The organism is Pseudomonas sp. FA-1, from assembly GCF_056856075.1.
In genome coordinates, this window is sequence record NZ_JBWXTH010000019.1 from 1 (window position 1) to 22,935 (window position 22,935).

General features: G+C 65.8%; 19 protein-coding genes and 2 pseudogenes. 11 read left to right on the top strand and 10 right to left on the bottom strand.

Going from position 1 to position 22,935, the window contains the following annotated elements:
• Positions 1-174: 174 nt before the first annotated feature.
• Together AC1MHZ_RS22920 and AC1MHZ_RS22925 are read right to left on the bottom strand one after the other, a co-directional pair.
• Positions 175-573 carry an NUDIX hydrolase gene (locus AC1MHZ_RS22920; protein ID WP_084857797.1) on the bottom strand — a complete coding sequence of 133 codons (399 nt, stop codon included), beginning with the start codon at positions 571-573 and terminating at the stop codon, positions 175-177.
• Positions 574-666: 93 nt separating this feature from the next.
• On the bottom strand, positions 667-4,809 hold the full coding sequence (locus AC1MHZ_RS22925) for a CheR family methyltransferase (RefSeq protein WP_482966987.1): 4,143 nt from the start codon (positions 4,807-4,809) through the stop codon (positions 667-669).
• 383 nt (positions 4,810-5,192) lie between these two features.
• Between AC1MHZ_RS22925 and AC1MHZ_RS22930 the strand changes: the two are divergent.
• The 3 genes and pseudogenes from AC1MHZ_RS22930 to AC1MHZ_RS22940 form a co-directional block, all read left to right on the top strand.
• Positions 5,193-5,348 (top strand): annotated as a pseudogene (locus AC1MHZ_RS22930) (con-10 family general stress protein); the annotation flags it as partial.
• Positions 5,349-5,529: 181 nt separating this feature from the next.
• Entirely contained in the window at positions 5,530-6,069 is a 540-nt protein-coding gene (locus AC1MHZ_RS22935; protein WP_482966988.1) for a hypothetical protein, read from the top strand.
• Between the two features lie 115 nt (positions 6,070-6,184).
• Positions 6,185-6,502, top strand: a complete 318-nt coding sequence (locus AC1MHZ_RS22940; RefSeq protein ID WP_253249350.1) for a DUF6555 family protein — start codon at positions 6,185-6,187, stop codon at positions 6,500-6,502.
• Between the two features lie 64 nt (positions 6,503-6,566).
• Here AC1MHZ_RS22940 and AC1MHZ_RS22945 read toward each other — a convergent pair whose 3' ends face one another.
• Entirely contained in the window at positions 6,567-6,746 is a 180-nt protein-coding gene (locus AC1MHZ_RS22945; protein WP_482966994.1) for a hypothetical protein, read from the bottom strand.
• 153 nt (positions 6,747-6,899) lie between these two features.
• A complete protein-coding gene (locus AC1MHZ_RS22950; protein WP_172403026.1) occupies positions 6,900-7,055 on the bottom strand; it encodes a hypothetical protein in 156 nt (51 codons plus the stop codon).
• A gap of 173 nt (positions 7,056-7,228) precedes the next feature.
• On the opposite strand from AC1MHZ_RS22950, the gene AC1MHZ_RS22955 reads away from it, so the two are divergent.
• The 3 genes from AC1MHZ_RS22955 (at position 7,229) to AC1MHZ_RS22965 (ending at position 11,044) form a co-directional block, all read left to right on the top strand.
• Positions 7,229-8,077, top strand: a complete 849-nt coding sequence (locus AC1MHZ_RS22955; RefSeq protein WP_482966989.1) for a helix-turn-helix transcriptional regulator — start codon at positions 7,229-7,231, stop codon at positions 8,075-8,077.
• A 71-nt stretch (positions 8,078-8,148) separates the two neighbouring features.
• Entirely contained in the window at positions 8,149-9,639 is a 1,491-nt protein-coding gene (locus AC1MHZ_RS22960; RefSeq protein ID WP_368828922.1) for an aldehyde dehydrogenase, read from the top strand.
• A gap of 22 nt (positions 9,640-9,661) precedes the next feature.
• The gene (locus tag AC1MHZ_RS22965) at positions 9,662-11,044 is read left to right on the top strand and encodes an aspartate aminotransferase family protein (protein WP_465001116.1); all 1,383 of its coding nucleotides are present in this window, start codon (positions 9,662-9,664) and stop codon (positions 11,042-11,044) included.
• 124 nt (positions 11,045-11,168) lie between these two features.
• On the opposite strand, the gene AC1MHZ_RS22970 is transcribed toward AC1MHZ_RS22965, so the two are convergent.
• The 3 genes from AC1MHZ_RS22970 to AC1MHZ_RS22980 form a co-directional block, all read right to left on the bottom strand.
• A complete protein-coding gene (locus tag AC1MHZ_RS22970) occupies positions 11,169-13,289 on the bottom strand; it encodes a TonB-dependent siderophore receptor (RefSeq protein WP_465001115.1) in 2,121 nt (706 codons plus the stop codon).
• 191 nt (positions 13,290-13,480) lie between these two features.
• Positions 13,481-15,481, bottom strand: a complete 2,001-nt coding sequence (locus tag AC1MHZ_RS22975; protein WP_482966990.1) for a peptidase U32 family protein — start codon at positions 15,479-15,481, stop codon at positions 13,481-13,483.
• A 206-nt stretch (positions 15,482-15,687) separates the two neighbouring features.
• On the bottom strand, positions 15,688-16,062 hold the full coding sequence (locus tag AC1MHZ_RS22980; RefSeq protein WP_084857807.1) for a RidA family protein: 375 nt from the start codon (positions 16,060-16,062) through the stop codon (positions 15,688-15,690).
• 169 nt (positions 16,063-16,231) lie between these two features.
• On the opposite strand from AC1MHZ_RS22980, the gene AC1MHZ_RS22985 reads away from it, so the two are divergent.
• Positions 16,232-16,927: a tRNA (adenine(22)-N(1))-methyltransferase gene (locus tag AC1MHZ_RS22985; RefSeq protein ID WP_301178468.1), complete on the top strand. Its 696-nt coding sequence runs from the start codon at positions 16,232-16,234 to the stop codon at positions 16,925-16,927.
• Between the two features lie 7 nt (positions 16,928-16,934).
• Here the strand turns inward: AC1MHZ_RS22985 and AC1MHZ_RS22990 are convergent, their stop codons facing one another.
• Complete coding sequence (locus tag AC1MHZ_RS22990) at positions 16,935-17,204, bottom strand: DUF2790 domain-containing protein (protein WP_482966991.1); 270 nt, start codon at positions 17,202-17,204, stop codon at positions 16,935-16,937.
• Between the two features lie 121 nt (positions 17,205-17,325).
• Between AC1MHZ_RS22990 and AC1MHZ_RS22995 the strand changes: the two genes are divergently transcribed.
• A complete protein-coding gene (locus AC1MHZ_RS22995; RefSeq protein ID WP_482966992.1) occupies positions 17,326-18,255 on the top strand; it encodes a LysR family transcriptional regulator in 930 nt (309 codons plus the stop codon).
• Positions 18,256-18,326: 71 nt separating this feature from the next.
• Here AC1MHZ_RS22995 and AC1MHZ_RS23000 read toward each other — a convergent pair whose 3' ends face one another.
• Both AC1MHZ_RS23000 and AC1MHZ_RS23005 read right to left on the bottom strand, forming a co-directional pair.
• Positions 18,327-18,647, bottom strand: a complete 321-nt coding sequence (locus AC1MHZ_RS23000) for a hypothetical protein (protein ID WP_224455798.1) — start codon at positions 18,645-18,647, stop codon at positions 18,327-18,329.
• Between the two features lie 105 nt (positions 18,648-18,752).
• Positions 18,753-20,054, bottom strand: a complete 1,302-nt coding sequence (locus tag AC1MHZ_RS23005) for an MFS transporter (protein ID WP_482966993.1) — start codon at positions 20,052-20,054, stop codon at positions 18,753-18,755.
• A 515-nt stretch (positions 20,055-20,569) separates the two neighbouring features.
• Between AC1MHZ_RS23005 and AC1MHZ_RS23010 the strand changes: the two genes are divergently transcribed.
• From AC1MHZ_RS23010 to AC1MHZ_RS23020, 3 genes and pseudogenes are all read left to right on the top strand, one after another.
• Positions 20,570-21,445, top strand: coding sequence for an AEC family transporter (locus AC1MHZ_RS23010; protein WP_324816766.1), 876 nt, complete (start codon positions 20,570-20,572; stop codon positions 21,443-21,445).
• Between the two features lie 63 nt (positions 21,446-21,508).
• A pseudogene (locus tag AC1MHZ_RS23015) lies at positions 21,509-22,558 on the top strand (SulP family inorganic anion transporter); the annotation flags it as partial.
• A gap of 5 nt (positions 22,559-22,563) precedes the next feature.
• Complete coding sequence (locus AC1MHZ_RS23020) at positions 22,564-22,686, top strand: hypothetical protein (RefSeq protein WP_324816768.1); 123 nt, start codon at positions 22,564-22,566, stop codon at positions 22,684-22,686.
• Positions 22,687-22,935 lie beyond the last annotated feature (249 nt).

Consider the following 22,935-nt stretch of genomic DNA (forward strand, 5'->3'; position numbering starts at 1 on the left):
ACCGCCGCACCGCCGCTCCCACAGAGGCAGCATTGGCCGCTTGTTCTCTGCGCGACAGCGCAGCCCGAAGGGCTGGGCTATCTCCCACAAAGCAAGCGGAGCGTGCACGGTTGAAGAGTATTAAGCCAACCGAAGGCACTTTGAGCTTGTCCAGCACCATAGCACCTCAAAAAGTCACCGCACCGACGCGGCCAGGGTCTGGTCGCAGGCGAGCAATGACCGGATCAGCAGCTTGATCTCATCCTTGATCGCCGGCACCCGGTCGAGGTGTTCGAAACAGCAGTCGGCGATCTCGTGGCTGGCGGCGGGCTGGGGCTCATCGGCGAATAGGGCCTCGAACACGTAATGCACGCGCTGGGGCGATTCATAGCGCATCAGGAAGGTCAGATCCTGGGCCTTGAGCCCGGTTTCCTCGAGCAACTCTCGCTCGGCAGCCTGGGCCGGCGTCTCGCCGGGCTCGATCTTGCCGCCGGGCAGGGTCCATGGTGCCTTGGGCTTTCTCACCCACAGCCATTTGCGGGTCTTCCTGCCGTGACGACAGATCACAGTGGCGCGGTGCTTGACGGACTTCATGCAGGCTCCAGGCAAAATCCAGTGGTCCTGCTGGATTTGGCCCGGAAAAGCGCCTGGAGGTTGAGTCGGATGCGTCAACACCCGGATGAGCGGTCAGTAGGGCTGGGAGCCGCTCAATGCCTCGATGGCCTCGACCAGTTCGTCGTAGGCGACGGGCTTGTTCAAATGGCGATCGAAGCCCGATTGCCGTGACTTGTACTGGTCGGCACTGGCACCGTAGCCGGTCAGGGCGATGGCGGGGATGGTGCTCAGGTGCGGGCTTTCCCGCAGCGCCTTGATCAGGGCATGGCCGTCCATGACCGGCATGCCGATATCCGAGAGGATGATGTCGTACTCGCTGCCTGCAGCGGCCTGCAGGGCTGCGCGCGGGTCGCTGAAAGCGTGTACCTGGGCACCTTCCATTTCCAGCAACTGCTGCATGATCTCCAGCACGTCGGGAGCGTCATCGACCAGCAGCACCCGAATGCCCTCGAGCCGCCCGTCGCTGCCCTGATCACCGGCGTCGCGTCGCAACTGCTGGCTGGGGTCGCACAGTGGCAGGCGAACGATGAAGGTGCAGCCCTTGCCGAGCCCAGGCGAGCTGGCCTGGACAGTACCGCCATGGGCCTGGACCAGTTGGCGCACCAGCGACAGCCCGATCCCCAGCCCTTCACGGCTGTGGCTGGCCAGTTGCGGGGCGGCCTGGGTGAACAGGTCGAAGATGTTTTCCAGGCTTTCCTCGCTCAGGCCCACGCCCTGGTCGATCACGTGCAGCAGGGCCTGTTCGCCCTGACGGCCCAGCACCAGGCGGATCTGGCTGCCGGCGGGGCTGAACTTCAGTGCATTGTTGAGCAGGTTCCAGATGATCTGTTCCAGGCGGGTGATATCGCCCTCGATGTACAGCGGCTGGCCGTCGGCAGACAGCTCCAGTACCACATCGCACGGGTGCTGCTCGCTGCGCACCACGGCGTGGATGTCGCGCAGGATCGCGCACAGGTCTACGGGCTCGGTCTTGAGCTTGAGCTTGCCAGTACGAATGCGCGCCACATCGAGCAGGTCGTCGATGATCCGTGCCTGGCTGGCCACGGCCTCGCAGATGGTGCCGACCGCCTTGCTGGCGGCGGTGGCGTTCTTCACCACCGGCAGGCGCCGGAGGATCTCGGCGTTGAGCTGGATCAGGTTCAGTGGGTGCTTGAGCTCATGGGACATGATGGCGAAGAACTCATCCTTCATGTGGCTGCTGCTCTGGGACTCGGCCAGTTGCTTGGATTGTTCGTCATGCAGGCGCTTGTGCCCGGTCAGGTCACGGGCGATCTTCACGTAGCCGCGCAGGCTGCTGCCCTTGAGCAATGACACCTCGCCGCTGCAATAGAACCGGCTGCCGTCCTTGCGCACGTGCCAGCGCTCGTCCTGGCCCCGGCCGTTGAGGCGGGCACCGCGCAGCTCGCGAGCAGGCACGCCGTCCTTGCGGTCTTCCTCGGTGAAGATCAGCTCGTAGTTGCGTCCGATTACCTCGGCCTTGGTGTAGCCGAAGATCAGTGTGGCGCCGGTGTTCCAGTCGGTCACCAGGCCTTGTTCGTCGAGCAGGATGATGGCGAACTCGTGGGTGCTCTCGGCCACCAGGCGCATGCGCTCCTCGCCCAGGCGCAGGCGCTCCTCCACGGCGCGGCCCTTGCTGATGTCGATGAAGGTCAGCACGGTGCCGTCGATCTTCTGCTCGCTGGCACGGTATGGCAGCAGGCGGGCCAGGTACCAGCGCTGGTTCTCGCCTCCGACCTCGCGCTCGATGGTGGTCTCGCCCTGGGCCACCGCGCGGGCATCGTCGGCCAGCTCCGGGTAGTCCAGGCGGTGGGTGATGTCGAGCAGGGAGCGGCCGGTATCGACCGGCAGCATGTTGAAGATGTCGGTGGCGCGTGGGGTGAACCAGCGGATATGCAGGTTGCGGTCGACGAACACCGTGGCGATGGCAGTGGAGGCGATCAGGTTGCTCAGGTAGTCGTTGACCTTGTCGGTTTCCTCCACTTTGTTCTTGAGCTCGTAGTTGACCGTGAGCAGTTCCTCGTTGATCGACTGCAGCTCTTCCTTGCTGGTTTCCAGCTCTTCGCTGGCCGAGCGCAGCTCCTCGTTGATCGCCTGCATTTCCTCGTTGGAGGCGGTCAGCTCCTCGCTGGAGATCTCTGACTGCTCGATGGTTTCCTGCAGTTGCAGGCGGGTGCGCTGCAATTCGCGTTCGAGGTTGGCCAGCACCATGCTGTCGGTTTGGCGGATACCGCCGGTAGGCACCAGGGAAGGGTCAGGTATGCGCTCCTCGAACACCACCAGCAGGCATTCGCTGCCACTGGGTTCGTCTTTGTGCGGCTGGACCACGATTTCGACCTGCACCTTATGCTCGCCTTCGCCGAGGTCGACCGGGCGCGAGGTGACCGCCTGGGCGCCCTGGCGTGCCTGGAACAGGGTGCTGCGCAGCGACAGACGCAGGGCGGGCAGCACCAGGTTGATCAGGTTGCGGCTCGGCTCGCCGCCCACCAGGTGCAGGAAGCGCCCGACGCCTTCGCTCATGTGCAGGATGTTGCCATCGCCATCGACGATCAGGCTCGGTGGCATACGACGGGCCAGGGCGCGGTGGTGCACTTCGGCGTAGGAGGGCTTGCGGCCGGGGCGGGCCTTGGTGCGGTTGTCGGGCTGGGTGGCGAGCAGCTCCGTGCCCGGCAGTTGGCGCCCCGGCATGCGGTTGGCGGGGCTCGCCGGGCGGGCACGGAAGATACGGTTGCGCTTGTCGACCGGGGCGAACAGCTCGTTGCCGAGGTCGGCCGATTCGGACGACCCCAGGAACAGGTGGCCGCCCGGGCGCAGGGCAAAATGGAACATCTGCAGGATGTCCTGCTGCACCTCGCGATCGAGGTAGATCAGCAGGTTGCGGCAGACGATCAGGTCGATCTGGGAGAACGGCGGGTCGGAGAGCAGGTTGTGCCGGGCGAACAGCACCTTCTCGCGGATTTCCTTGCGCACCCGGTAGTGCTGGTCTTCCTTGACGAAGAACTGGCGCAGACGCGCCGGCGGCACGTCGGTGACGATGGCCTCCGAATAGCTGCCGGTGCGGGCGGTGGCGATGGCCCGTTCGTCCAGGTCGGTGGCAAATACCTGCACCTTGGCCTCGCGTCGCTCCACGGCCAGTTGCTCGCACACCAGCATCGCCAGGCTGTAGGCCTCTTCGCCGGTGGAGCAGCCCGCCGACCAGATACGGATCTCGCCCGGCCCGTCGCCGCTTTCGCCGTCGCTGACCAGCTCCGGCAGTACATGGCGTTCCAGTGCCTCGAACGCCTCCCGGTCGCGGAAGAAGTTGGTTACGCCGATGAGCATGTCGGCCAGCAGCGCCGCGGACTCCTCGCGGTGCTGCTCCAGGTAGCGGTAATAGGCGGCGAGGTCTGCCTGGCCCGTGACATGCAGGCGCCGCTCGATGCGGCGCAACACGGTGGCGCGCTTATAGTGCTGGAAATCATGGCCGGTGTTGGTGCGCAGCAGCAGGAGGATTTCCTCCAGCAAGGGTTCGGCATGGCGCGGGTCGCCCCTGCGGGTACCTAGTGCTGGCGGCAGGCTGTCGTCCTCGATCTGCGGCAGCTTGACCTGACGGGCGTTGTGCCAGAGCTCCAGCAGTCTCTGCGGCATCTCGGCGGCCGGCAGCACCATGTCGACCATGCCGGTCTCCAGGGCCGCGCGTGGCATGCTGTCGTACAACGCATCGTCCGGCGACTGCACCAGGGTCACGCCGCCTTGCTCCTTGATCCGCGAAAGGCCCACGGCGCCATCGGCCCCGGTGCCGGACAGCACCACGCAGAAGGCATGGTCCTTGTGCACGTCGGCCAGGTCGCGGAAGAACAGGTCGATGGCCACATGGTCGCCCCGGCGGCGGTTGGCCGGGCTGACCCGCAGGTAGCCGTCGTTGGTGGACAAGCGGTTGGCCGGGGAAATCACGTAGACGTGGTTGCGCTCGATCGGCACCGGTTCGCTGACTTGTTGCACCGGCATGGCGGTGGTTTCCTGGATGATCCGGTCGGCCACGCTCTGGTGGTCGGGCGACAAGTGCAGGACCACCACGAAGGCCATGTCGCAATCGGCAGGCATCTGCCGGAAAAAGGTGCAGATGGCTTCCAGCCCGCCGGCCGATGCGCCGATGCCCACCACCGGAAATGCCAGGTGGCTCGGGCTCAGCGCCGGGTTGTGTGGCGAGGCGAGGGTAGGCTTGGAGGACGACTTCATGGGACGCAGCCTTGTGCAGACCTAAAGGTGGCCCATCGAAGCATCGCCGGGCATCTGTGATGCCCGATTATAGGCAGGCGATGTGCCTGGCGGCGAGCGATGACGAGCCTGTCGAGCTATGACCTCGACAGCCTGCGACAGTGCCAAAAACTTGCGCGGGCGGCTGTGGTACGCCAGCCGCTGGCGCGCAATCTTTTACCTGCCGGAGTGTTTCGCGCCACTCGTCAGCGGTGGCCCAGATCGATTGAGCAGTTGGCGCTGCGACCTGTTCGGAACTACTGCACGGTGCAATTGCGTGCAAAGCCAATCCACTCGCAAGGAGAAATGACATGGCTCGTGACCAAGAGCAATCCGGACAACGTGGCGGCACCAAGGAAACCAACCCAGGCAATTTCGCCAACGACCGCGAAAAAGCCTCCCGCGCCGGCCACAAGGGCGGCCAGAATTCCGGGGGTAACTTCGCCAACGACCGTGAACGCGCTTCCGAGGCAGGCCGCAAGGGCGGCCAGCACAGCCACGGCGGCGGGCGCAACCAGTGAATGCGCGCATTCGCTGAAGCCCGGTGCTGACGCTGCCGGGCGCCGACCCCAGGCAGGTGGCCAGCGGCCGCCTGTCTGGGGTCGTTCCTGTTTCATCACGCAGAGCGAAGCATGCGCGTATCGAGGCGCAGGGTGATCCTGGTGCCCGACGCGCGGGTTTGCATCAGGCGTTGGAGGGGCAATGACGCGAAGAATCCTCACCTCGGTCCACAGCCAGGACCTGCACCCGCCGGAGCAAGGGCAGATGTTTGCAACGCCCCGGGAGCGCCTGGAGTTCTATCGCCGGGAGATCCAGTACGAAACCAGTATCCTGGCCAACCGCACCGATGCCTACCTGTCGGCGCAGTCGTTCCTGGTGATTGCCTTCGCCTCGTGCATGGCCAACCTCAACCCGAAGTGGGGGGCACCGTTCACCCTGGTGGTGCCGGCGTTCCTGGCCTTGCTCGGGGTGCTCAGCTCGCTCAATGCCTGGCCGGGAATCCGTGCGGCCTACGGCATCATCGACCATTGGTACTTCAAGCAGAGCCAACTGCTGAGCAGCGAACCGAGCATGGGCATGGCCTACGACGACTGGCCGTTGTTCTGCGAAACCGAGTCGACCCGGCACGGCCATCGCAAGTCGCTGATGTTCTCGATGCGAACGCCCTGGTTGTTCCTGGTTTTCTGGGTATTGCTGGGCGGCTATTGCCTGTTCATCCAGCTCGATCCGGCAGGTGCCTAGGCAGGTGGCCCATGGGCATCAGGCCATTCATTCAAATTGTTCGACAATCTTTTGAATCTTCACGGAAAACCCCAATCAATCAGAAAGTCATCCATGGCGAAAAGGAGGCCCCAAGATGCCAACCCCACAGTTGTACATCATCGACTACCGGCTGCACGGCCAGCCGCGCAGTTTCATCATTCGTCTGGAACGCATGGACAATGCCGAGGCCTGGCATTGGGCCAGCTGTGATGCTGGGGTCGGGATCATTCCGAAGTTCGGACGGGAGAAGATCAGGAAGGTGAGTCGACCGATGGCGGAGCGCTATGGTGTGACCGACGTCAATTGGCGGCTTTCTGGCAGCGGGCCGGCCTTCGTGCCGACCACCGGTGAGGGCGTGACGCAGGCCGCCGTGCCGGGTGACCCACCTGGCAGCGAAGCGGTAACGGCCTGAAGCGGGCCTTGCGGGGCAAGCGGATTCTCCTGGCTGAAGGGGAAGCCGCTTGCCCCGTGGCTGTTCAGGCGCCGGACTCCGGGTCGCTGGCCGGTACGCCCGGGCGATTGCCGTCATTCTCGATGCTGGGGTCGGTGTCCGGGTCATCGGCCCGGTCGTTGCGTTGGTCTGGCTGCACGTTCGGGTCGAGCTCCGGCCAGTCGTCCTGGACGTTGCCGCCGCCCATCTGCAGGAAGTCGTACATGGTGTGGCCTCCACGGGTTCGGAAAAAGGGCCCGCCGGCGGCGGGCCGAACACAGGAGTGAGAGCAGGGCCATCGGCCACGTCTCATGAATTCAGATCCAGCTCCGGTGATGGGAAATCCATCGGCGCGGGGGCAGGGGCGACCAACGGTCGCTCAGCCGTCCGACTGCTCTTCTGGCGGCACCTGGCCTTCAGGCCAGTCGGGCGCCTGTTTTTCCGGCTGTGGTACCTGTTCCCCAGGGTCATGGGGGATTTCGTCCACGTAGGGGTCGGGGTGCACGGGGTTCACGGGCTGCTTGGGGTCGGCCATGGCCAGTCTCCTCCAGGGTTGGCTTGCCTGGCATTAGGCTGGTGAGGGTGACCGGTCGTTCATTCCCGTTCGGGCCACGGCCTCACCCCGAAGGGTGATGGTCGCCCTGGCGATCGCATGAAACAATCCTGCCCAGCGACACCATAAGAACAACCCTGGCGGGGACCCACGACATGAGCAAAGACCGGCTGAAATCGCCCGACTGGTACGCGCAGATGGCCCGAGTCATCGAGGCCATCGGCACACCGGGCTTCGTCGAGGCACTGTTCGCCGCGCTCAACTGCCTGGCCCGGAGCCAGGCCATCACGGTGTTCCTGTACCCACGCAAGGGCCTGCCCTCGGCACTGTTCGCAAACGACGAAGAGGGGCCCTGGCTGCCCGAGGGCAACGTGCAGAAGTACCTCGAAGGCTACTACCTGCTGTGCCCGTTCTACCGCGCCTGCATGGAGGGCATCACCCCTGGCTGCTACCGGTTGAGCGACGTCGCCCCCGACCATTTCAAGCGCAGCGAGTACTACCTGTCGTTCTACCAGCACGCGCACCTCGAAGACGAACTCAACTACATCGTCCCGCTCGATACCCAGCTGACCATCGCCGTAGCCCTGGGCAGCACCCGCAGGCTGAATGCTACGCAGGTCGCCGACCTCAAGCGCGTCGCGCCCTGGGTGGTGGCGGTGGTCCGCCGGCATTGGGGGCAGCTGGATGCCGACAGCCTCGGCGGGCGCTTCGAAAGTGCCCTGGGGCGGCAGATCAATGCTGCGTTGAACAATTTCGGCTCGTCGCTGTTGACCGAGCGCGAATGCCGTATCGCCCAGGACCTGTTGCGCGGCCACTCGACCCGCTCCCTGGCCGAACGCCTGGGCATCAGCGAGGACACGGTCAAGACCCACCGCAAGAACCTCTACACCAAGCTGGACATTGCCAAGCAGTCCGAGCTGTTCTCCTTGTTCATCGACTCCCTGGCCCAGGCCCAGGAAGGCCTGAGCAAGGACCCGCTGGAAAGCTACCTGCGAAGGCGCTGACCCAGCTACCCGCGCCACCCCATTGCCAACCATAACCATCGGCCGCCGCAGCGGCCGTGAGGGAGTCCTGCGTGCATACATTGAGCGATTGGCAGCAGCGTGCTGCACAGCAACGCTTCATCGACACCGCCCTGATCGACGGCCGCCCGCTGGCGGCCCGCTCGGGCGCGACCTTCGAGGCGATCAACCCGGCGACCAACCAGTTGCTGGCCCAGGTCGCAGCGTGCGGCGAGGCGGAGGTCGACCTGGCCGTGCGTTCGGCGCGCCGTGCCTTCGAGCAGGGCCCTTGGGCACGCATGGCGCCCAGCGCACGCAAGCGCGTGCTGCTGCGCCTGGCCGAGTTGATGCTGGCCCACCGTGAGGAGCTGGCCCTGCTCGACTCGCTGAACATGGGCAAGCCGGTAATGGATGCCTATGCCATCGATGTGCCCGGGGCCGCGCAGGTGTTCGCCTGGTATGGCGAAGCCCTGGACAAGCTCTACGACCAGGTCGCGCCCACTGCCGGCAATGCCCTGGCCACCGTCACCCGCGAGGCTCTGGGTGTGGTCGGTGCGGTGGTGCCGTGGAACTTCCCGCTGGACATGGCCGCGTGGAAGGTCGCCCCGGCCCTGGCCGCCGGCAACAGCGTGGTGCTCAAGCCTGCCGAGCAGTCGCCGTTCTCGGCCCTGCGCCTGGCTGAACTGGCCTTGGAAGCCGGCTTGCCGGAAGGCGTGCTGAACGTGGTGCCGGGCCTTGGCGAACAGGCCGGCCGGGCCCTGGGCCTGCACCCGGACGTGGACTGCCTGGTGTTCACCGGCTCCACCCAGGTGGGCAAGTACTTCATGCAGTACTCGGCGCAGTCCAACCTCAAGCAGGTATGGCTGGAGTGCGGCGGCAAGAGCCCGAACCTGGTGTTCGACGACTGCCAGGACCTGGACCTGGCTGCCGAGAAGGCCGCCTTCGGCATCTTCTTCAACCAGGGCGAGGTGTGCTCGGCCAATTCGCGCCTCTACGTGCAACGTACGATCCACGATGAGTTCGTCGAGCGCCTGCTGCTCAAGGCCCGCGACTGGCTCCCCGGCGACCCGCTGGACCCAGCCAGCCGCGCCGGCGCCATCGTCGATGTCAGCCAGAGCGCGCGCATCAGCGCTGCCATCGAACAGGCCCGGGCCGACGGGGCGCGCCTGCTGTGTGGCGGCCAGCGCCTGACCATCAACGGCTCGGACAATTTCATCGCTCCCACCGTGTTCACCGACGTGCGTGCCGACATGGCCCTGGCCCGTGAGGAAATCTTCGGCCCGGTGCTGGCGGTGAGCGCCTTCGATGACGAAGAACACGCCCTGCGCCTGGCCAACGACAGCGTCTACGGCCTGGCTGCCTCGGTGTGGAGCGATGACCTCAACCGCGCCCACCGTGTGGCCCGGCGCCTCAAGGCCGGCACCGTGTCGGTCAACACGGTCGATGCCCTGGACGTGGTGGTGCCCTTCGGCGGTGGCCGCCAGTCCGGCTTTGGCCGCGACCTCTCGCTGCATTCGTTCGACAAGTACACCCAACTGAAGACCACCTGGTTCCAGCTGCGCTGATCCCCACCCACGGAGAACAACCATGAACGCACCGTTCCAGCCCCAACGCGAAACCCGCGACTACCAGAGCGCCGATGCCGCGCACCACATCCATGCCTTCCTCGACCAGAAGGCGCTCAACGCCGAAGGCCCAAGGGTGATCGTGCGCGGTGAGGGCCTGCACCTGTGGGACAACGATGGCAAGCGCTACCTCGACGGTATGTCGGGCCTGTGGTGCACCCAGCTGGGGTACGGCCGCAGGGACCTGACCGCCGCCGCCGCCACCCAGATGGATCAGCTGGCGTACTACAACATGTTCTTCCACACCACCCACCCGGCGGTGATCGAGCTGTCCGAGCTGTTGTTCAGCCTGTTGCCGGGGCACTACAGCCATGCGATCTACACCAACTCCGGTTCCGAAGCCAACGAGGTACTGATCCGCACCGTGCGTCGCTACTGGCAGGTGATGGGCAAGCCGGGCAAGAAGATCATGATCGGCCGCTGGAACGGCTACCACGGCTCGACCCTGGCGGCCACGGCCTTGGGCGGCATGAAGTTCATGCACGAGATGGGCGGATTGATCCCGGATGTCGCCCATATCGACGAGCCCTACTGGTACGCCGCGGGCGGCGACCTGACGCCCGAGGCGTTCGGCCGACGCTGCGCACTGCAGCTGGAAGAGAAGATCCTCGAACTGGGGGCCGAGAACGTCGCCGGTTTCATCGCCGAGCCGTTCCAGGGGGCGGGCGGCATGATCTTCCCGCCAGAGAGCTACTGGCCAGAGATCCAGCGCATCTGCCGCCAGTACGACGTGCTGCTGTGCGCCGACGAAGTGATCGGCGGCTTCGGCCGTACCGGCGAATGGTTCGCCCACCAGCACTTCGGTTTCGAGCCGGACACCTTGTCCATCGCCAAGGGGCTGACCTCCGGCTATGTGCCCATGGGTGGCCTGGTGCTTTCCAAGCGCATCGCCGAGGCGCTGGTGGAGCGGGGCGGGGTGTTCGCCCACGGCCTGACCTATTCCGGCCACCCGGTGGCCGCGGCGGTGGCCATCGCCAACCTCAAGGCCTTGCGTGACGAAGGCATTGTGCGCCAGGTCAAGGATGACACCGGCCCCTACCTGCAGCGCTGCCTGCGCGAGGTATTCGACGAGCACCCGCTGATCGGCGAGGTCCAGGGAGCCGGCCTGGTGGCGGCGCTGCAGTTCGCCGAGGACAAGGCCACCCGCAAGCGCTACGCCAACGAGAACGACCTGGCCTGGCAATGCCGGACCTATGGGTTCGAGGAAGGGGTGATCATTCGTTCGACCCTGGGCCGGATGATCATGGCGCCGGCGCTGGTGGCCAGCCGGGGAGATATCGACGAGTTGGTGGCCAAGACCAAGGTGGCCGTGGATCGCACGGCGCGGGGACTGGGCTTGCTGTAGGTTTTGCGAAAAGGGGGCCGCTTTGCGGCCCTTTCGCGGCACAAGGCCGCTCCTACAGGTTTCGCGCAACGTAGGAGCGGCCTTGTGCCGCGAAAGGGCTGCGCAGCAGCCCCTTGACGATGGATCAGAAGGTGTAGCTCACACCCGCCTGCACCGTGCGCGGCGCGCCGGGGTAGACGTAGTTGTTGAAGGCACCTTCGTCGTATTCCTTGTTGAACAGGTTCTTCAGGTCCAGGTTCAGGCGCACATGCTCGTTGACCTGGTAGAACGCCAACAGGTCGACCACGGTGTACTGCTGCATGGTATAGGTGCTCGCTGCGGTCTGCCCGGCGCGGTCGTCGATGTACTTCACGCCCATGCCCAGGCCAAGTCCCTTGGCCAGCCCGTCCTGGAACTCGTAGGTGTTGAGCAGGCTGAAGCTGTTGCGCGGAATGTTGGCCAGGCGGGTGCCGGTCGGCAGGCTGGTGTCCTTGGTCACTTCGGCGTCGACATAGGCGTAGCCACCGATCATCCGCCATTCGGGGGTGATGTTGCCGGCCACGGTGATGTCCAGGCCGCGGCTGCGCACTTCGCCGGCGGCCACCTTGTAGGTGCCGGTGGGGTCCTGCGGGTCGTTGGCCAGGACGTTTTCCTTGACGATGTGGTAGACGGCAGCATCGACGCTCAGCTGGCGATCCCGCGCTTCCCATTTCACGCCCAGCTCGTAGGATTTGCCTTTCTCCGGGTCGAAGCCCTGGCCTTGAAGGCTGGCACCGCTGTTGGGCTTGAACGAACGGGCAGTGTTGGCATACACGGCGACGGTGTCGGTCAGGTCGTAGATCAGGCCCAGGCGCGGGGTGACGGCGTTGTCGGCGGCGGTCCAGTCAACGGCGCCTGGCAGGTAGTTGTCATACCGGTGCTCGAAGCGTTCGAAGCGCAGGCCCCCAAGGACCTTCAGCCGTTCTGTAAGGGCAACCTGGTCCTGGATGAACGCGGCCCAGGTCTTGAGGTTTTCCTTATCGTGGGTGGTGGTGCGCACCAGGGCCGGCCGTGGCTGGCCCAGGACCGGGTCGAACAGGTCGATGGGGTAGGCCGTGCTGCCTTTGGCCGAGCGATGGATGATGGACTGGTAGTCGTAATCCTCGTATTCGATGCCGGTCAGCAGGGTATGGGCATAACCTGCGGTGTCAAAGTGCCCCGTCAGGTTGAGCTGGTAGTCCCGGTCGGTCCATTCCAGTTTGCGATAGTTGAAGTTGCGCCCGAGGGTATGGCCATCGGCTTGCAGCTCGTTGCCTTCCACCGCGTTGCCCTTGAGGGTGCCGTCGAGCCACTGCATGCCGCCGCCCAGGGTCCAGTCGTCGTTGAGTTGGTGCTCGAAACGCAGCTGGGCCATGTCGTTGTCGTTGTGCAGCAGGTTGTCGCTGCCTTTTTCCCAGATATTGGTATCGCGCGAGGCGGTGCCGCGTTGGGTCGGGTAGCGGGTCAGGCCACGGTCCAAGGGGTGGTTGTTGCGCATGAAATCGCCTTCGAAGACGATGCGCGTGGTGTCATTGACCTGCCAGCTGAGCACCGGCGCGACGTCGTAACGCTCGGTCTCCACGTTGTCGCGGAAGGTCTCGCCGCCCTCGCCGAGCAGGTTCAGACGGTAGGCCAGGCGGCCGTCTTCGCTGAGCGGGCCGGTGGCGTCGAGGGTGGCGCGGTGCATGCCCTGGTCATCGAACTGGCTGCCCAGGGTGACCTTGGGCTCGGCCAGGGGCTGCTTGCTGACCGCGTTGAAGGTACCGCCGGGGTCGCCGCGGCCGTACAGGCTGGTGGCCGGGCCGCGCAGCACTTCCAGGCGTTCGACGGTGTTGGCGTCGGGCGCGTTCGGATAGCCACGGTTGATGGGGAAGCCGTTGCGGTAGAACTCGCCGGTGGTGAAGCCTCGCACGGTGAAGGTGGTCAGGCCCTGGCCGCCGAAGTTGTTGGCGCGGCCTACACCGCCGGCGTAGTCCAGGCCGTCCTGCAGGCGGGTGGCAGCGGTGTCCTCGAGGACGTCCTTGGGCACCACGCTGACCGACTGCGGCGTCTCGTGCAGGGCCGTGTCGGTGCGCGTGGCGCTGGCCGAGCGGGTGGCCCTGTAGCCGATCACAGGGCCGTCGGCACGCTCCAGATCGCTGGCGGCGTCGATATTGACGGCTTGCAGTTCCAGGGGCGCCGTGGGTTCAGCCAGGGCAACGGGGGCAACGGCATTGATGAGACAGAATGAAACGAACGCACGACGCATTGCAGTACGATCCTACGAGGGGCGGGAAGGTGCGGATCATAACTGATAGGGATTATCGTTTACAGTGGTATTTGGTGTACCAGAGTACCAATTGATGAACGTAGGAAATGGGGCCGCTTTGCGGCCCGATCGCGGGGCAAGCCCGCTCCTACAGATTTTGTGCGAATCGACTGTGGGAGCGGGCTGCGCACTCAGTGCGGCGCGCGGGGGATGGTCTTGAGCAGGTCTTCCGGGCTGATGTGGCCGACCACCTGGGCCACGGCGCTGCCTGGGGTGGGCAGGTCGAGGATGTGATCCTTGATCTTGCCGACCACGTGCATTTCGCAGGGCTTGCAATCGAACTTCAGGGTCAGCACTTCATCGCCATGCACCAACTGCATCGGTGCGACCTTGGTGCGCACGCCGGTGACGCCCTTGGCCTGCTTGGGGCACAGGTTGAAGGAGAAGCGCAGGCAGTGCTTGGTGATCATCACCGGCACTTCGCCGTGTTCCTCGTGGGCTTCGAAGGCAGCGTCGATCAGCTGCACCCCGTGGCGGTGGTAGAAGTCGCGGGCCTTCTGGTTGTAGACGTTGGCCAGGAACGACAGGTGCGCCTCGGGGTAGACCGGTGGCGGGTTGGTCTCGGCCTTGCGCCCGCCACGCGGGTGCGCCTTGACCCGCGCTTCGGTCAGCGCCTCGATGGCCTCGCGGCGCAGGGCCTTGAGCTGCGAGTTGGGGATGAAGTACGCCTGCGGCGCGTCCAGCTCGATGGCATCGGCGTGGTACTGGGTGGTGCCAAGCTGGCCGAGCAGGTCGTGCAGTTGGTCCAGGGCCTGCTGCGGCTTGTTGGCGGCGCCGAACGGGCCGTCGAGGGCCAGCTGCACACTGACGCCTTCCTCGCTGGTGACGGTCAGGGCCAGGCGTTGCTCGCGCAGCACAGCGTGCCAGTGTACGCCCACGCGGCGCTCGGCGGAGGTGCGTTGCAGGGCCTGCTGCCAGTTGTGGTCCAGGTTGCGCGACAGCGGGTGGTTGGGGCGCAGCTTGTACAACCCTTCGGGCATTTCGTTGGGCTCGACGCGGTAGCGGTAGCGCGTCTGGCCGTCTTCCTCGAATTCGCCCTTGGGCTCGGCGATGTTGGCACGGAAACCCACCACTTCGCGTTTGACCAGTACGTTGAGGCCGTCGCCGTTGGTCAGCGGCACGTCGGTGACCACCAGCAGGTCGCGCTTGCCGACCTTCTCCACCACGCCCACCGGCAGGCCGGTGAAGGTCGGGGAGTCGAAGGCGCCGATGTCGATCTTTCGTTCGCTGACGAAGTAGTCGGTGCTGCCGCGGTGGAAGGTCTTGTCCGGGTCGGGCAGGAAGAAGTGCTCGGTGCGCCCGCTGGAGGCGCGCGCCAGGTCCGGGCGGCCTTCGAGGATGGCGTCCAGCTCTTTGCGGTAGTGGGCGGTGATGTTCTTCACATAGCCCATGTCCTTGTAGCGGCCCTCGATCTTGAACGAGCGCACGCCGGCGTCCACCAGGTCGCTCAGGTTGGCGGTCTGGTTGTTGTCCTTCATCGACAGCAGGTGCTTCTCGAACGCCACCACGCGGCCCTGATCGTCCTTCAGGGTGTAGGGCAGGCGGCAGGCCTGGGAACAGTCGCCACGGTTGGCGCTGCGGCCGGTCTGGGCGTGGGAGATGTTGCACTGGCCGGAGAAAGCCACGCACAGAGCACCATGGATGAAGAACTCGATCGCGGCATCAGTTTCGGCGGCGATGGCGCGGATCTGCTGCAGGTTCAGTTCGCGGGCCAGCACCAGCTGGGAGAAGCCGGCCTGGTCGAGGAACTTGGCCCGGGCCAGGGTGCGGATGTCGGTCTGGGTACTGGCGTGCAGCTCGATCGGTGGGATGTCCAGCTCCATCACCCCCAGGTCCTGGACGATCAAGGCATCGACGCCGGCGTCGTACAGCTGATGGATCAGCTGGCGGGCGGGTTCGAGCTCGTTGTCGTGGAGGATGGTATTGAGGGTGGTGAAGACCCGCGCGTGGTAGCGGTGGGCGAATTCCACCAGCCCGGCGATGTCGCTGACTTCGTTGCAGGCATTGTGGCGTGCGCCGAAGCTGGGGCCGCCGATGTAGATGGCGTCGGCGCCATGCAGGATTGCTTCGCGGGCAATGGCCACGTCACGGGCGGGGCTGAGCAGTTCCAGGTGATTCTTTGGGAGGGACATATCGTTATGGTCGGGCTGTCACGGGCAAGGCGCGCATTGTACCGGTGAAATGGCCCGGGGGCATCCATTGGCTGCCCAAAGGGGGCTGCTTAGCAGCCCTTTCGCGGCACGAGGCCGCTCCTACAGGGGAGGTGACGCTGGTCGGTAGGAGCGGGCTTGCCCCGCGATTGGGCGGCGGAGCAGCCCCCGACATGGGGCGCCGGGGATCAGGCCTTGGCCGCCATCGCGGTCACTTCCACACGCATGCCGTCGAAGGCCAGCGACGCCACGCCCACTGCGGCACGCACCGGCCACGGCTTGCTGAAGAAGCGCTGGTAGACCTCGTTGAACGCCGGGCGGTCGGCCATGTCGGTCAGGTAGATGGTCAGGTGCACGACGCGGTCCATCGAGCTGCCGGCGCGCTCCAGGGCGTCCTTGAGCGCCTGCAGGGTGCATTCGCTCTGCTCGACGATGTCGCCCAGCGCCAGGCTGCCGTCGGCGCGGGTCGGGATTTGGGTGGTGACCAGCAGGCCATTGAACTCGGCCACGTCGGAGGAGATGGATTCCGGGTCGCTGTCGGGGGTGAAGATGATATCTGCCATGGTGGTTTCGCCTTGCAACGGAAGGAAACCCGCAAGCCTACGCGAGCGGCTTGGCCGGGTCGAGCCATGGCCCTGGTCGCGTGCATTTGAAAAGCGCGGCGTGGGCGTTCAGAATCGCCGCCCGATCCGGCCGAGGGCGCCGGGCAAGGGTTGCAAGAAGGGGCAAGGGTTGAACGAACAGACATTGTCGATGCGCCTGGAGCGGGTGGCGGCGCATGTGCCGGCCGGCGCGCGCCTGGCCGATATCGGCTCGGACCACGGCTACCTGCCGGTGGCGCTGATGCTGCGCGGCAGCATCGAGGCGGCCGTGGCCGGCGAGGCCGCGCCGACGCCGTATCGCTCGGCCCAGCGCAAGGTGCGCAAGAACGGCCTGGAGGCGCGCATCGCCGTGCGCCTGGCCGATGGCCTGGACGCCATCGAGCCGCAGGACGGCATCACCACCATCAGCCTGTGCGGCATGGGCGGCGAGAAGATCCGCGAGATCCTCGAGCGTGGCAAGCACCGCCTGAGCGGCAAGGAACGCCTGGTGCTGCAGCCCAACGTGCGCGAGGGCACCCTGCGTGAGTGGCTGATGGAAAACGACTACCGCATCCTGTGCGAGGAGTTGCTGGAGGAAAACGCGTTCACATACGAGATCATCGTCGCCGAACGCTGCCAGGCGGTGGCCTATTCGCCCCAGCAGCTGTACTTCGGCCCCTTGCTGATGGAGGAACGCAGCCCGGCCTTCCTGGCCAAGTGGCACTTGAACCTCAAGCGCAAGCGTCGGGTCATGGCGCACTTCGTTCGGGCCCGCCAGGGTGTACCGGAGCAGAAGGTGCAGGAGGTGGCGACACAGGTGCAATGGATCGAACAGCTGTTGGCCTGACCTGGCGCTACAGCTGCGAGCAGTTGCCCATTTCCTGGTATTTCACTTTGTGGACCTGGCCTTGGTGGTCGACATACACCATGTGCGCGGTGCCCACTGCACAATCGGCCGCATTGCTGGCGGGGGTGATGGAAATCACCTTGGCCACGTCCAGGGGCATGCCGTATTCGTACGTCTGGCTGGTAGTACTGACCGGTTGCGGGGTGGCTGGGGCGGCGAAGGCGGTGAACGAGGCGAGGGAGCTGAACAGGGCAAGAAACGCGGTCGAGCCTTTCATGGCGGTCTCCTTTGATCGGTGATGACCCATGATGTATTGCTGCGGGATCAGCGATAAATAGGCTGTTTCGTGATAGATTCCTGCCTTTGATGCACGAATGCCATCACCGGAGCGCGTTGATATGGACATGCTGCACGCCATGCGAACCTTCGCCCGGGTAGTGGAGTGCGGCAGTTTCGCTGCCGCGGCCAATGCCCTGGACATTTCCGCCGCGCAGGTGTCGCGGATTGTCGCGGAGCTGGAGAACCAACTGCAGACCCGCCTGCTGCACCGCACCACCCGCAGGTTGCGCATGAGCGAGGCGGGCGAGCGTTTCCTGGAGCGTTCGCGGCAGATCATGCTGCTCACCGACGAAGCCATGGACGAAGCCCGCGGCGCCCACCTCACACCCCGCGGCCGCCTGCGCTTTCATTGCACCCATGGCCTGGGCCTTTTGATGATGCCGCTGGTGGCCCGCTACAACGCCGCCTGCCCGGACGTGGTGATGGAGATGACCCTGTCCCAGCGCAACCCGGATGCGGTCGCCGACGGCCAGGACGTGGTGATCACCATCGGCCAGGGCCTGCCGGACTCACAGCTGATCGCCATCCCCTTGGGCAGCATCTACAGCATTCTCTGCGCTTCTCCCGAGTACCTGGCCCGCCACGGCGTGCCCCGGCGCCCGGAAGATCTGCACGCGCATGTGTGCCTGCGTACGGTCGACCCGTTGTTCGAGGAAGACTGGTCGTTCGAAGGGCCGGACAGCTGTGTGATCGTGCCCCAGGACACCTTCCTCACCAATGTCGCCGACGCCATGCTCAAGGCCACCGAACTGGGTATGGGAATCGGCCTGTTGCCGTACTACTCGGCGACCCAGGCGATCGAGGAAGGGCGCCTGTGCCGGTTGTTGGCGCCCCATCGGTTGCGCCAACGGGAGATCTACGCGATCTACCCGTCGCGCCATTTCCTCGATGCCAAGGTGCGCACCTGGCTGGACTTTCTCAAGGAGCAGCTGCCGGTGTTGTTCCAGGCCCATGAACGCGTGGCGGATGACCCGCGCTATTGGCGCTGACTGCACGGGACATGGCACCGGCTGCGCCGGTGTTCGCGGGACAAGCCCGCTCCTACAGGTTCTGCTGGCGCTCAGCGGCTGTCCTGGTCCTCGGCGGTCCCGCCGGAGCTGCCCGCACCGGTGCCGGTCGCTTCGCCGGTATTGTTCGAACCGCCGGTAGTGCCGTCGGCTGCATCGGAATTGGTGCCGGTGTCGCTGCTGTCGTTGTCCTGGGTGCCGCCGGGGTTGTTGGTGCTGCTGCCTTCGCCGGCCGTGCTGCCGCGAGGGTGCTCGCCCGAAGTGTGGTCGTCGTGGGGAGGGCTGCCGGCGCCGTTCATGTCGGTGGCGGCAACGGCGGCGGCGCTGGAAAGGCCCAGGCACAGGGCCAGGAGCAGGGGCTGTAGGCGAACCATGGCGAATCTCCTGTCGGGATGATTGTTCTAGGTTCGTCTGCCCAAGGCCGGGCAGGGTGCCCGGCAGGCGACCAGTGGTAGGGGCTGCGCTGCAACCCCGGACGGTCAGTTGGCCTCGGCCTGGTGTGCCGGGTGTTCGCCATTGACCGCGTCGGCCATGGTCGGGTGTTCCTGGGCGGCGTGCATCAGCTCCTCGGTGACCCGCAGCTCCGCACCGGTCGGCGAGAAGGTGGCCGCGGGGGCGAACGGTGCCGGGTGCTCCGGTGCCGGGCGCTTGCCGCGGCGCCACAGGAAGAAGCCGACCATGGCCAGGTTGATCACCGCGAAGGCCCAGAACAGCCCGGCCTCGCCATAGGCGCTCATCACCGGCGAAATGGCCAGCGGGGCCATGGACGAGCCCAGCGAGTTGATCAGCAGCAGGCCCTGGATCATCGGCACCAGAGCATCGGACGGGGCGCGGTCGGCGGCGCTGCTGACCGCCACCGGGTACAGCGCGAACACACCGCCACCGAGCAGGAACAGCATGGCTGGCAACAGCGCCGAATCGGACGGCAGCAGCACGATCAGCACCGACAGCACGGTGCACATCGCCGCCAGGGCGATCAGCACCAGTTGGCGGTCCTTGCGGTCGGACCAGCGTCCGACCGGGTACTGCAACAGCATCGCGCCGAGGATCACCCAGGCCATCATTTCGCCGACTTCCCCCACGTCCATGCCGATGCGCTGCAGGTACAGCGGCAGCAGGGCATAGATGCCGGCGATGGCCACGCCCGAGCCGAAGCAGCCGACCAGGCCGGTGGGCGCGATGCCGAGCAGCTGGCGCGGCTTGAGCGGTTCGACCTGGTCGAGCAGCGGCGACACCCGTGGCAGTACCACGATCGGCACCACCGACAGGGTGGCCAGCATGCCTGCGACCATGAACGGCGCGGTGGCGCCCCAGCCGGTGATTTCGCCGAGGGTGGCCTGGGCCAGCACGCCGGCACCGTAGAAGGCGATCATGTACAACGCCAGCAGGCGGCCGCGGATCTTCGGGTCGCCGGCCAGCAGCAGCCAGCTTTCGATCACCAGGAACACGCCCACCGCGGCCCAGCCGTTGATCAGGCGCAGGGCGAACCACCAGATGGTGTCGTAGAACAGCCCTTGCAGCAGGATGGTCGCTGCGATCAGCGAGGCGAAGCTGGTGTAGGCGCGGATATGGCCGATGCGCAGGATCAGCCGGTCGTTGAAGATCGCGCCGAGGGTCAGGCCGATGAAATAGGCCGACGAGACGATACCGATCATGGTCGCCGATTCGCCGGCATCGCCCAGGCGCAAGGTGGTGAGGGAAGACAGGAAGCCGTTGCCCAGGGCAATGATGAACAGCCCAAGCAGGGGTGCCAGCGCCATGGCCAGCAAACGCGCAGACATAGTTACCTCTAGTTGAGAAAAGCCACGAGTGTGCCTTTTCGACGGCGCAAGGGTTGCGCGGCGTGCCTGGCAAGGGATGCGACCCAGGCGCCGCTTACCGCCTCGGCGGGCAGTTGGGGCTTGGGATTGGGCAACGGGGCGAAAAGGAGGCGCGATTCTAAGGCCTTGGCGCGTTTTACCCAAGGGGCTGCCCCCTGCGACCGGAGGCCGCAGGCCCGAGGTATGAACTCTGCGGACCCTGGGGGCTGCTACGCACTCCTTTCGCGGCACAAGGCCGCTCAGTAAACCGCGATCTGCTGTAGGAGCGGGCTTGTCCCGCGATCGAAGCCCTTGCCAGGCGACGGTGATATCGAGGCGGGCCTGATCGCGGGACAAGCCCGCTCCCACAAGGGCAGCACCAGCCACGTGTTCTGTGCTCGACAGCGCAGCCCAAAGGGCGAGGTTATCTCCCACAGGCTCGGCGCTACCCGCATAATACGCGGGCTTTTCTCATTCCCGGATTCAGGAACCCCTCCATGCTGGCTTCGCTGTTCGCCGTCCTGGCCCCCGTGTTCATCGTCGCCGGCATCGGCTATGCCTGGGCCCGTCGTGGCCAGGACTACCCCACCGAATTCATCGCCCGCATCGTCATGGTGGTCGGCACGCCGTCCCTGGTCCTCTCTACCCTGAGCCGCACCCAGCTGGACCCTGCCGCCTTCACCAGCATGGCCCTGGCCTGTGTGCTGTGCCTGTTGGGCATGGCCCTGGCCGGTTTCATCGTCAGCCGTGCCAGCGGCCAGCATTGGCGGGTGCTGATGCCGGCCTTCATGTTCCCCAATACCGGCAACATGGGGCTGCCGATCAGCCTGTATGCGTTCGGCGAGCATGGCCTGGCCCTGGCCGTGGCGTTCTTCCTGACCTTGTCGATCTTCCAGTTCACCCTGGGCATCGCCATGTCCGGCGCCAGTGCGTCGTTCAAGGCGCTGTTACGCAACCCTATCGTGATCAGCCTGGCCGGGGCTTTGCCCATCATTTTCCTGGACCTTGAGCTGCCACGCTGGCTGGCCAATACCGCCGACCTGCTGGGCGGCATGACCATCCCGCTGATGCTGCTGACCCTCGGCGTCTCCCTGGCCAGCATCCGCCTGCACCACGTAGGCAGTGGCCTGCTGCTAGGCGGCCTGCGCATCGTGCTGGGCGCTGCGGTGGGCTGGGGGGTGGGCACGGTGCTGGGCCTGGAGCCGCTGGAGCGGGCGGTGCTGGTGGTGCAGTCGTCGATGCCGGTGGCGGTGTTCAACTACCTGCTCGCGGTGCGTGCCAACCGCCAACCGGAGCAGGTGGCGAACCTGGTGATGTGCTCGACGGTATTGTCGTTCGCCTGGCTGCCGGCCGTGCTGGCCTGGTGGCTGTAGGCCGACGGGGCGGCAAACGGCCAGCGCTCATCCATACTCCATTGACCTGTCGCCGAGACGCCCATGGACACCCCCAGCCCACCCGAGCCGCAGCCCCCGAAGCCCCTGGCATATGCAGCAGAGCCGACCCCGACGGGCTGGCAGCGCTGGGTACCGGGCTGGCGCGTGCTGCGTCACTACCCACCGGGCTGGCTGCCCAGGGACCTGGTCGCCGGCCTGGTGCTCACGGCCATGCTGGTGCCGGTCGGCATCGCCTACGCGCAGGCCTCGGGCGTACCGGGTATCCATGGCCTGTACGCCACCATCGTCCCGCTGCTGGCCTACGCGGTGTTCGGCCCCAGCCGGATCCTCGTGCTGGGCCCCGATTCGGCCTTGGTGCCGATCATCTTGGCTGTGGTGCTGCCATTGGCGGCGGGCGACCCCGGGCGGGCCGTTACCCTGGCCGCCGCCATGGCCCTGGTATCGGGATTGATCTGCGTGGGGGCGGGGCTGTTGCGGCTGGGGTTCATCACCGAGCTGCTGTCCAAGCCCATCCGCTATGGCTACATGAATGGCATCGCCTTGGCGGTACTGGTCAGCCAGGCGCCCAAGCTGTTCGGGATCTCCGGCCAGAGCACCGGGCCGTTGCGCGACACCGTGCAATTGGCGCGTGCGCTGCTCGAGGGCAAGGCCAACTGGCACGCCTTCGCCCTGGGGGTGGGCACCCTGACGATCATCTTGCTGCTCAAGCGTTGGGAGCGCTTGCCGGGCATTCTCATCGCGGTGGTAGTCGCCACGCTGGTGTCCGGGTTACTGGGCCTTGAAGCGGCACACGAGGTGAAGGTGGTCGGCTCGCTGCCCCAGGGCTTGCCGGGCTTCGAGTTCCCGTTGATCGGCTTTGGCGACCTGGCCACGGTGGTGATCGGCGGCGCGGCGGTGGCGCTGGTGTCGTTCGCCGACACCAGCGTGTTGTCGCGTACCTATGCCGCCAAGACGCGTACTCAGGTCGATCCCAACCAGGAAATGGTCGGCCTGGGCCTTGCCAACCTGGCGACCGGGTTGTTCCAGGGCATCGCGGTGAGCAGCAGTTCCTCGCGGACCCCGGTCGCCGAGGCTGCAGGTGCCCGCAGCCGGACCCGGTGAGGGACAAGCTGCTGCGCCTGGAGGTACTCCGCCATATCGGCAACGACATCTTCCACCCCACGGTGGGAGCGGCGGTGGAAGCCTACCTGGAGGACCATGGCGTGGACTGGACACCCTGAGCTATCGCAAACAGTCTGCTTACCCTGTGGGAGATTCTATGGTGCTGGACAAGCTCAAATTGCCTTCGGTTGAGAGCCGTGCAAATACGACCCAGGCTCCGCTTGCTTCGTGGGAGATCACCCAGCCCTTGCGGGCTGCGCTGTCGCGCAGAGAACAAGCGGCCAATGCTGCCCCTGTGGGAGCGGGCTTGTCCCGCGATCAAGGGCGAAGCCCTTGCCAGGCGACGGTGATATCGGGCCCGGCCTAAT

Coding starts and splice junctions, on each gene's coding strand:
- AC1MHZ_RS22920 (WP_084857797.1), bottom strand. CDS start 573: ATGAAGTCCGTCAAGCACCGCGCCACTGTGATCTGTCGTCACGGCAGG.
- AC1MHZ_RS22925 (WP_482966987.1), bottom strand. CDS start 4,809: ATGAAGTCGTCCTCCAAGCCTACCCTCGCCTCGCCACACAACCCGGCG.
- AC1MHZ_RS22935 (WP_482966988.1), top strand. CDS start 5,530: ATGACGCGAAGAATCCTCACCTCGGTCCACAGCCAGGACCTGCACCCG.
- AC1MHZ_RS22940 (WP_253249350.1), top strand. CDS start 6,185: ATGCCAACCCCACAGTTGTACATCATCGACTACCGGCTGCACGGCCAG.
- AC1MHZ_RS22945 (WP_482966994.1), bottom strand. CDS start 6,746: ATGTACGACTTCCTGCAGATGGGCGGCGGCAACGTCCAGGACGACTGG.
- AC1MHZ_RS22950 (WP_172403026.1), bottom strand. CDS start 7,055: ATGGCCGACCCCAAGCAGCCCGTGAACCCCGTGCACCCCGACCCCTAC.
- AC1MHZ_RS22955 (WP_482966989.1), top strand. CDS start 7,229: ATGAGCAAAGACCGGCTGAAATCGCCCGACTGGTACGCGCAGATGGCC.
- AC1MHZ_RS22965 (WP_465001116.1), top strand. CDS start 9,662: ATGAACGCACCGTTCCAGCCCCAACGCGAAACCCGCGACTACCAGAGC.
- AC1MHZ_RS22970 (WP_465001115.1), bottom strand. CDS start 13,289: ATGCGTCGTGCGTTCGTTTCATTCTGTCTCATCAATGCCGTTGCCCCC.
- AC1MHZ_RS22975 (WP_482966990.1), bottom strand. CDS start 15,481: ATGTCCCTCCCAAAGAATCACCTGGAACTGCTCAGCCCCGCCCGTGAC.
- AC1MHZ_RS22980 (WP_084857807.1), bottom strand. CDS start 16,062: ATGGCAGATATCATCTTCACCCCCGACAGCGACCCGGAATCCATCTCC.
- AC1MHZ_RS22990 (WP_482966991.1), bottom strand. CDS start 17,204: ATGAAAGGCTCGACCGCGTTTCTTGCCCTGTTCAGCTCCCTCGCCTCG.
- AC1MHZ_RS22995 (WP_482966992.1), top strand. CDS start 17,326: ATGGACATGCTGCACGCCATGCGAACCTTCGCCCGGGTAGTGGAGTGC.
- AC1MHZ_RS23000 (WP_224455798.1), bottom strand. CDS start 18,647: ATGGTTCGCCTACAGCCCCTGCTCCTGGCCCTGTGCCTGGGCCTTTCC.
- AC1MHZ_RS23005 (WP_482966993.1), bottom strand. CDS start 20,054: ATGTCTGCGCGTTTGCTGGCCATGGCGCTGGCACCCCTGCTTGGGCTG.
- AC1MHZ_RS23010 (WP_324816766.1), top strand. CDS start 20,570: ATGCTGGCTTCGCTGTTCGCCGTCCTGGCCCCCGTGTTCATCGTCGCC.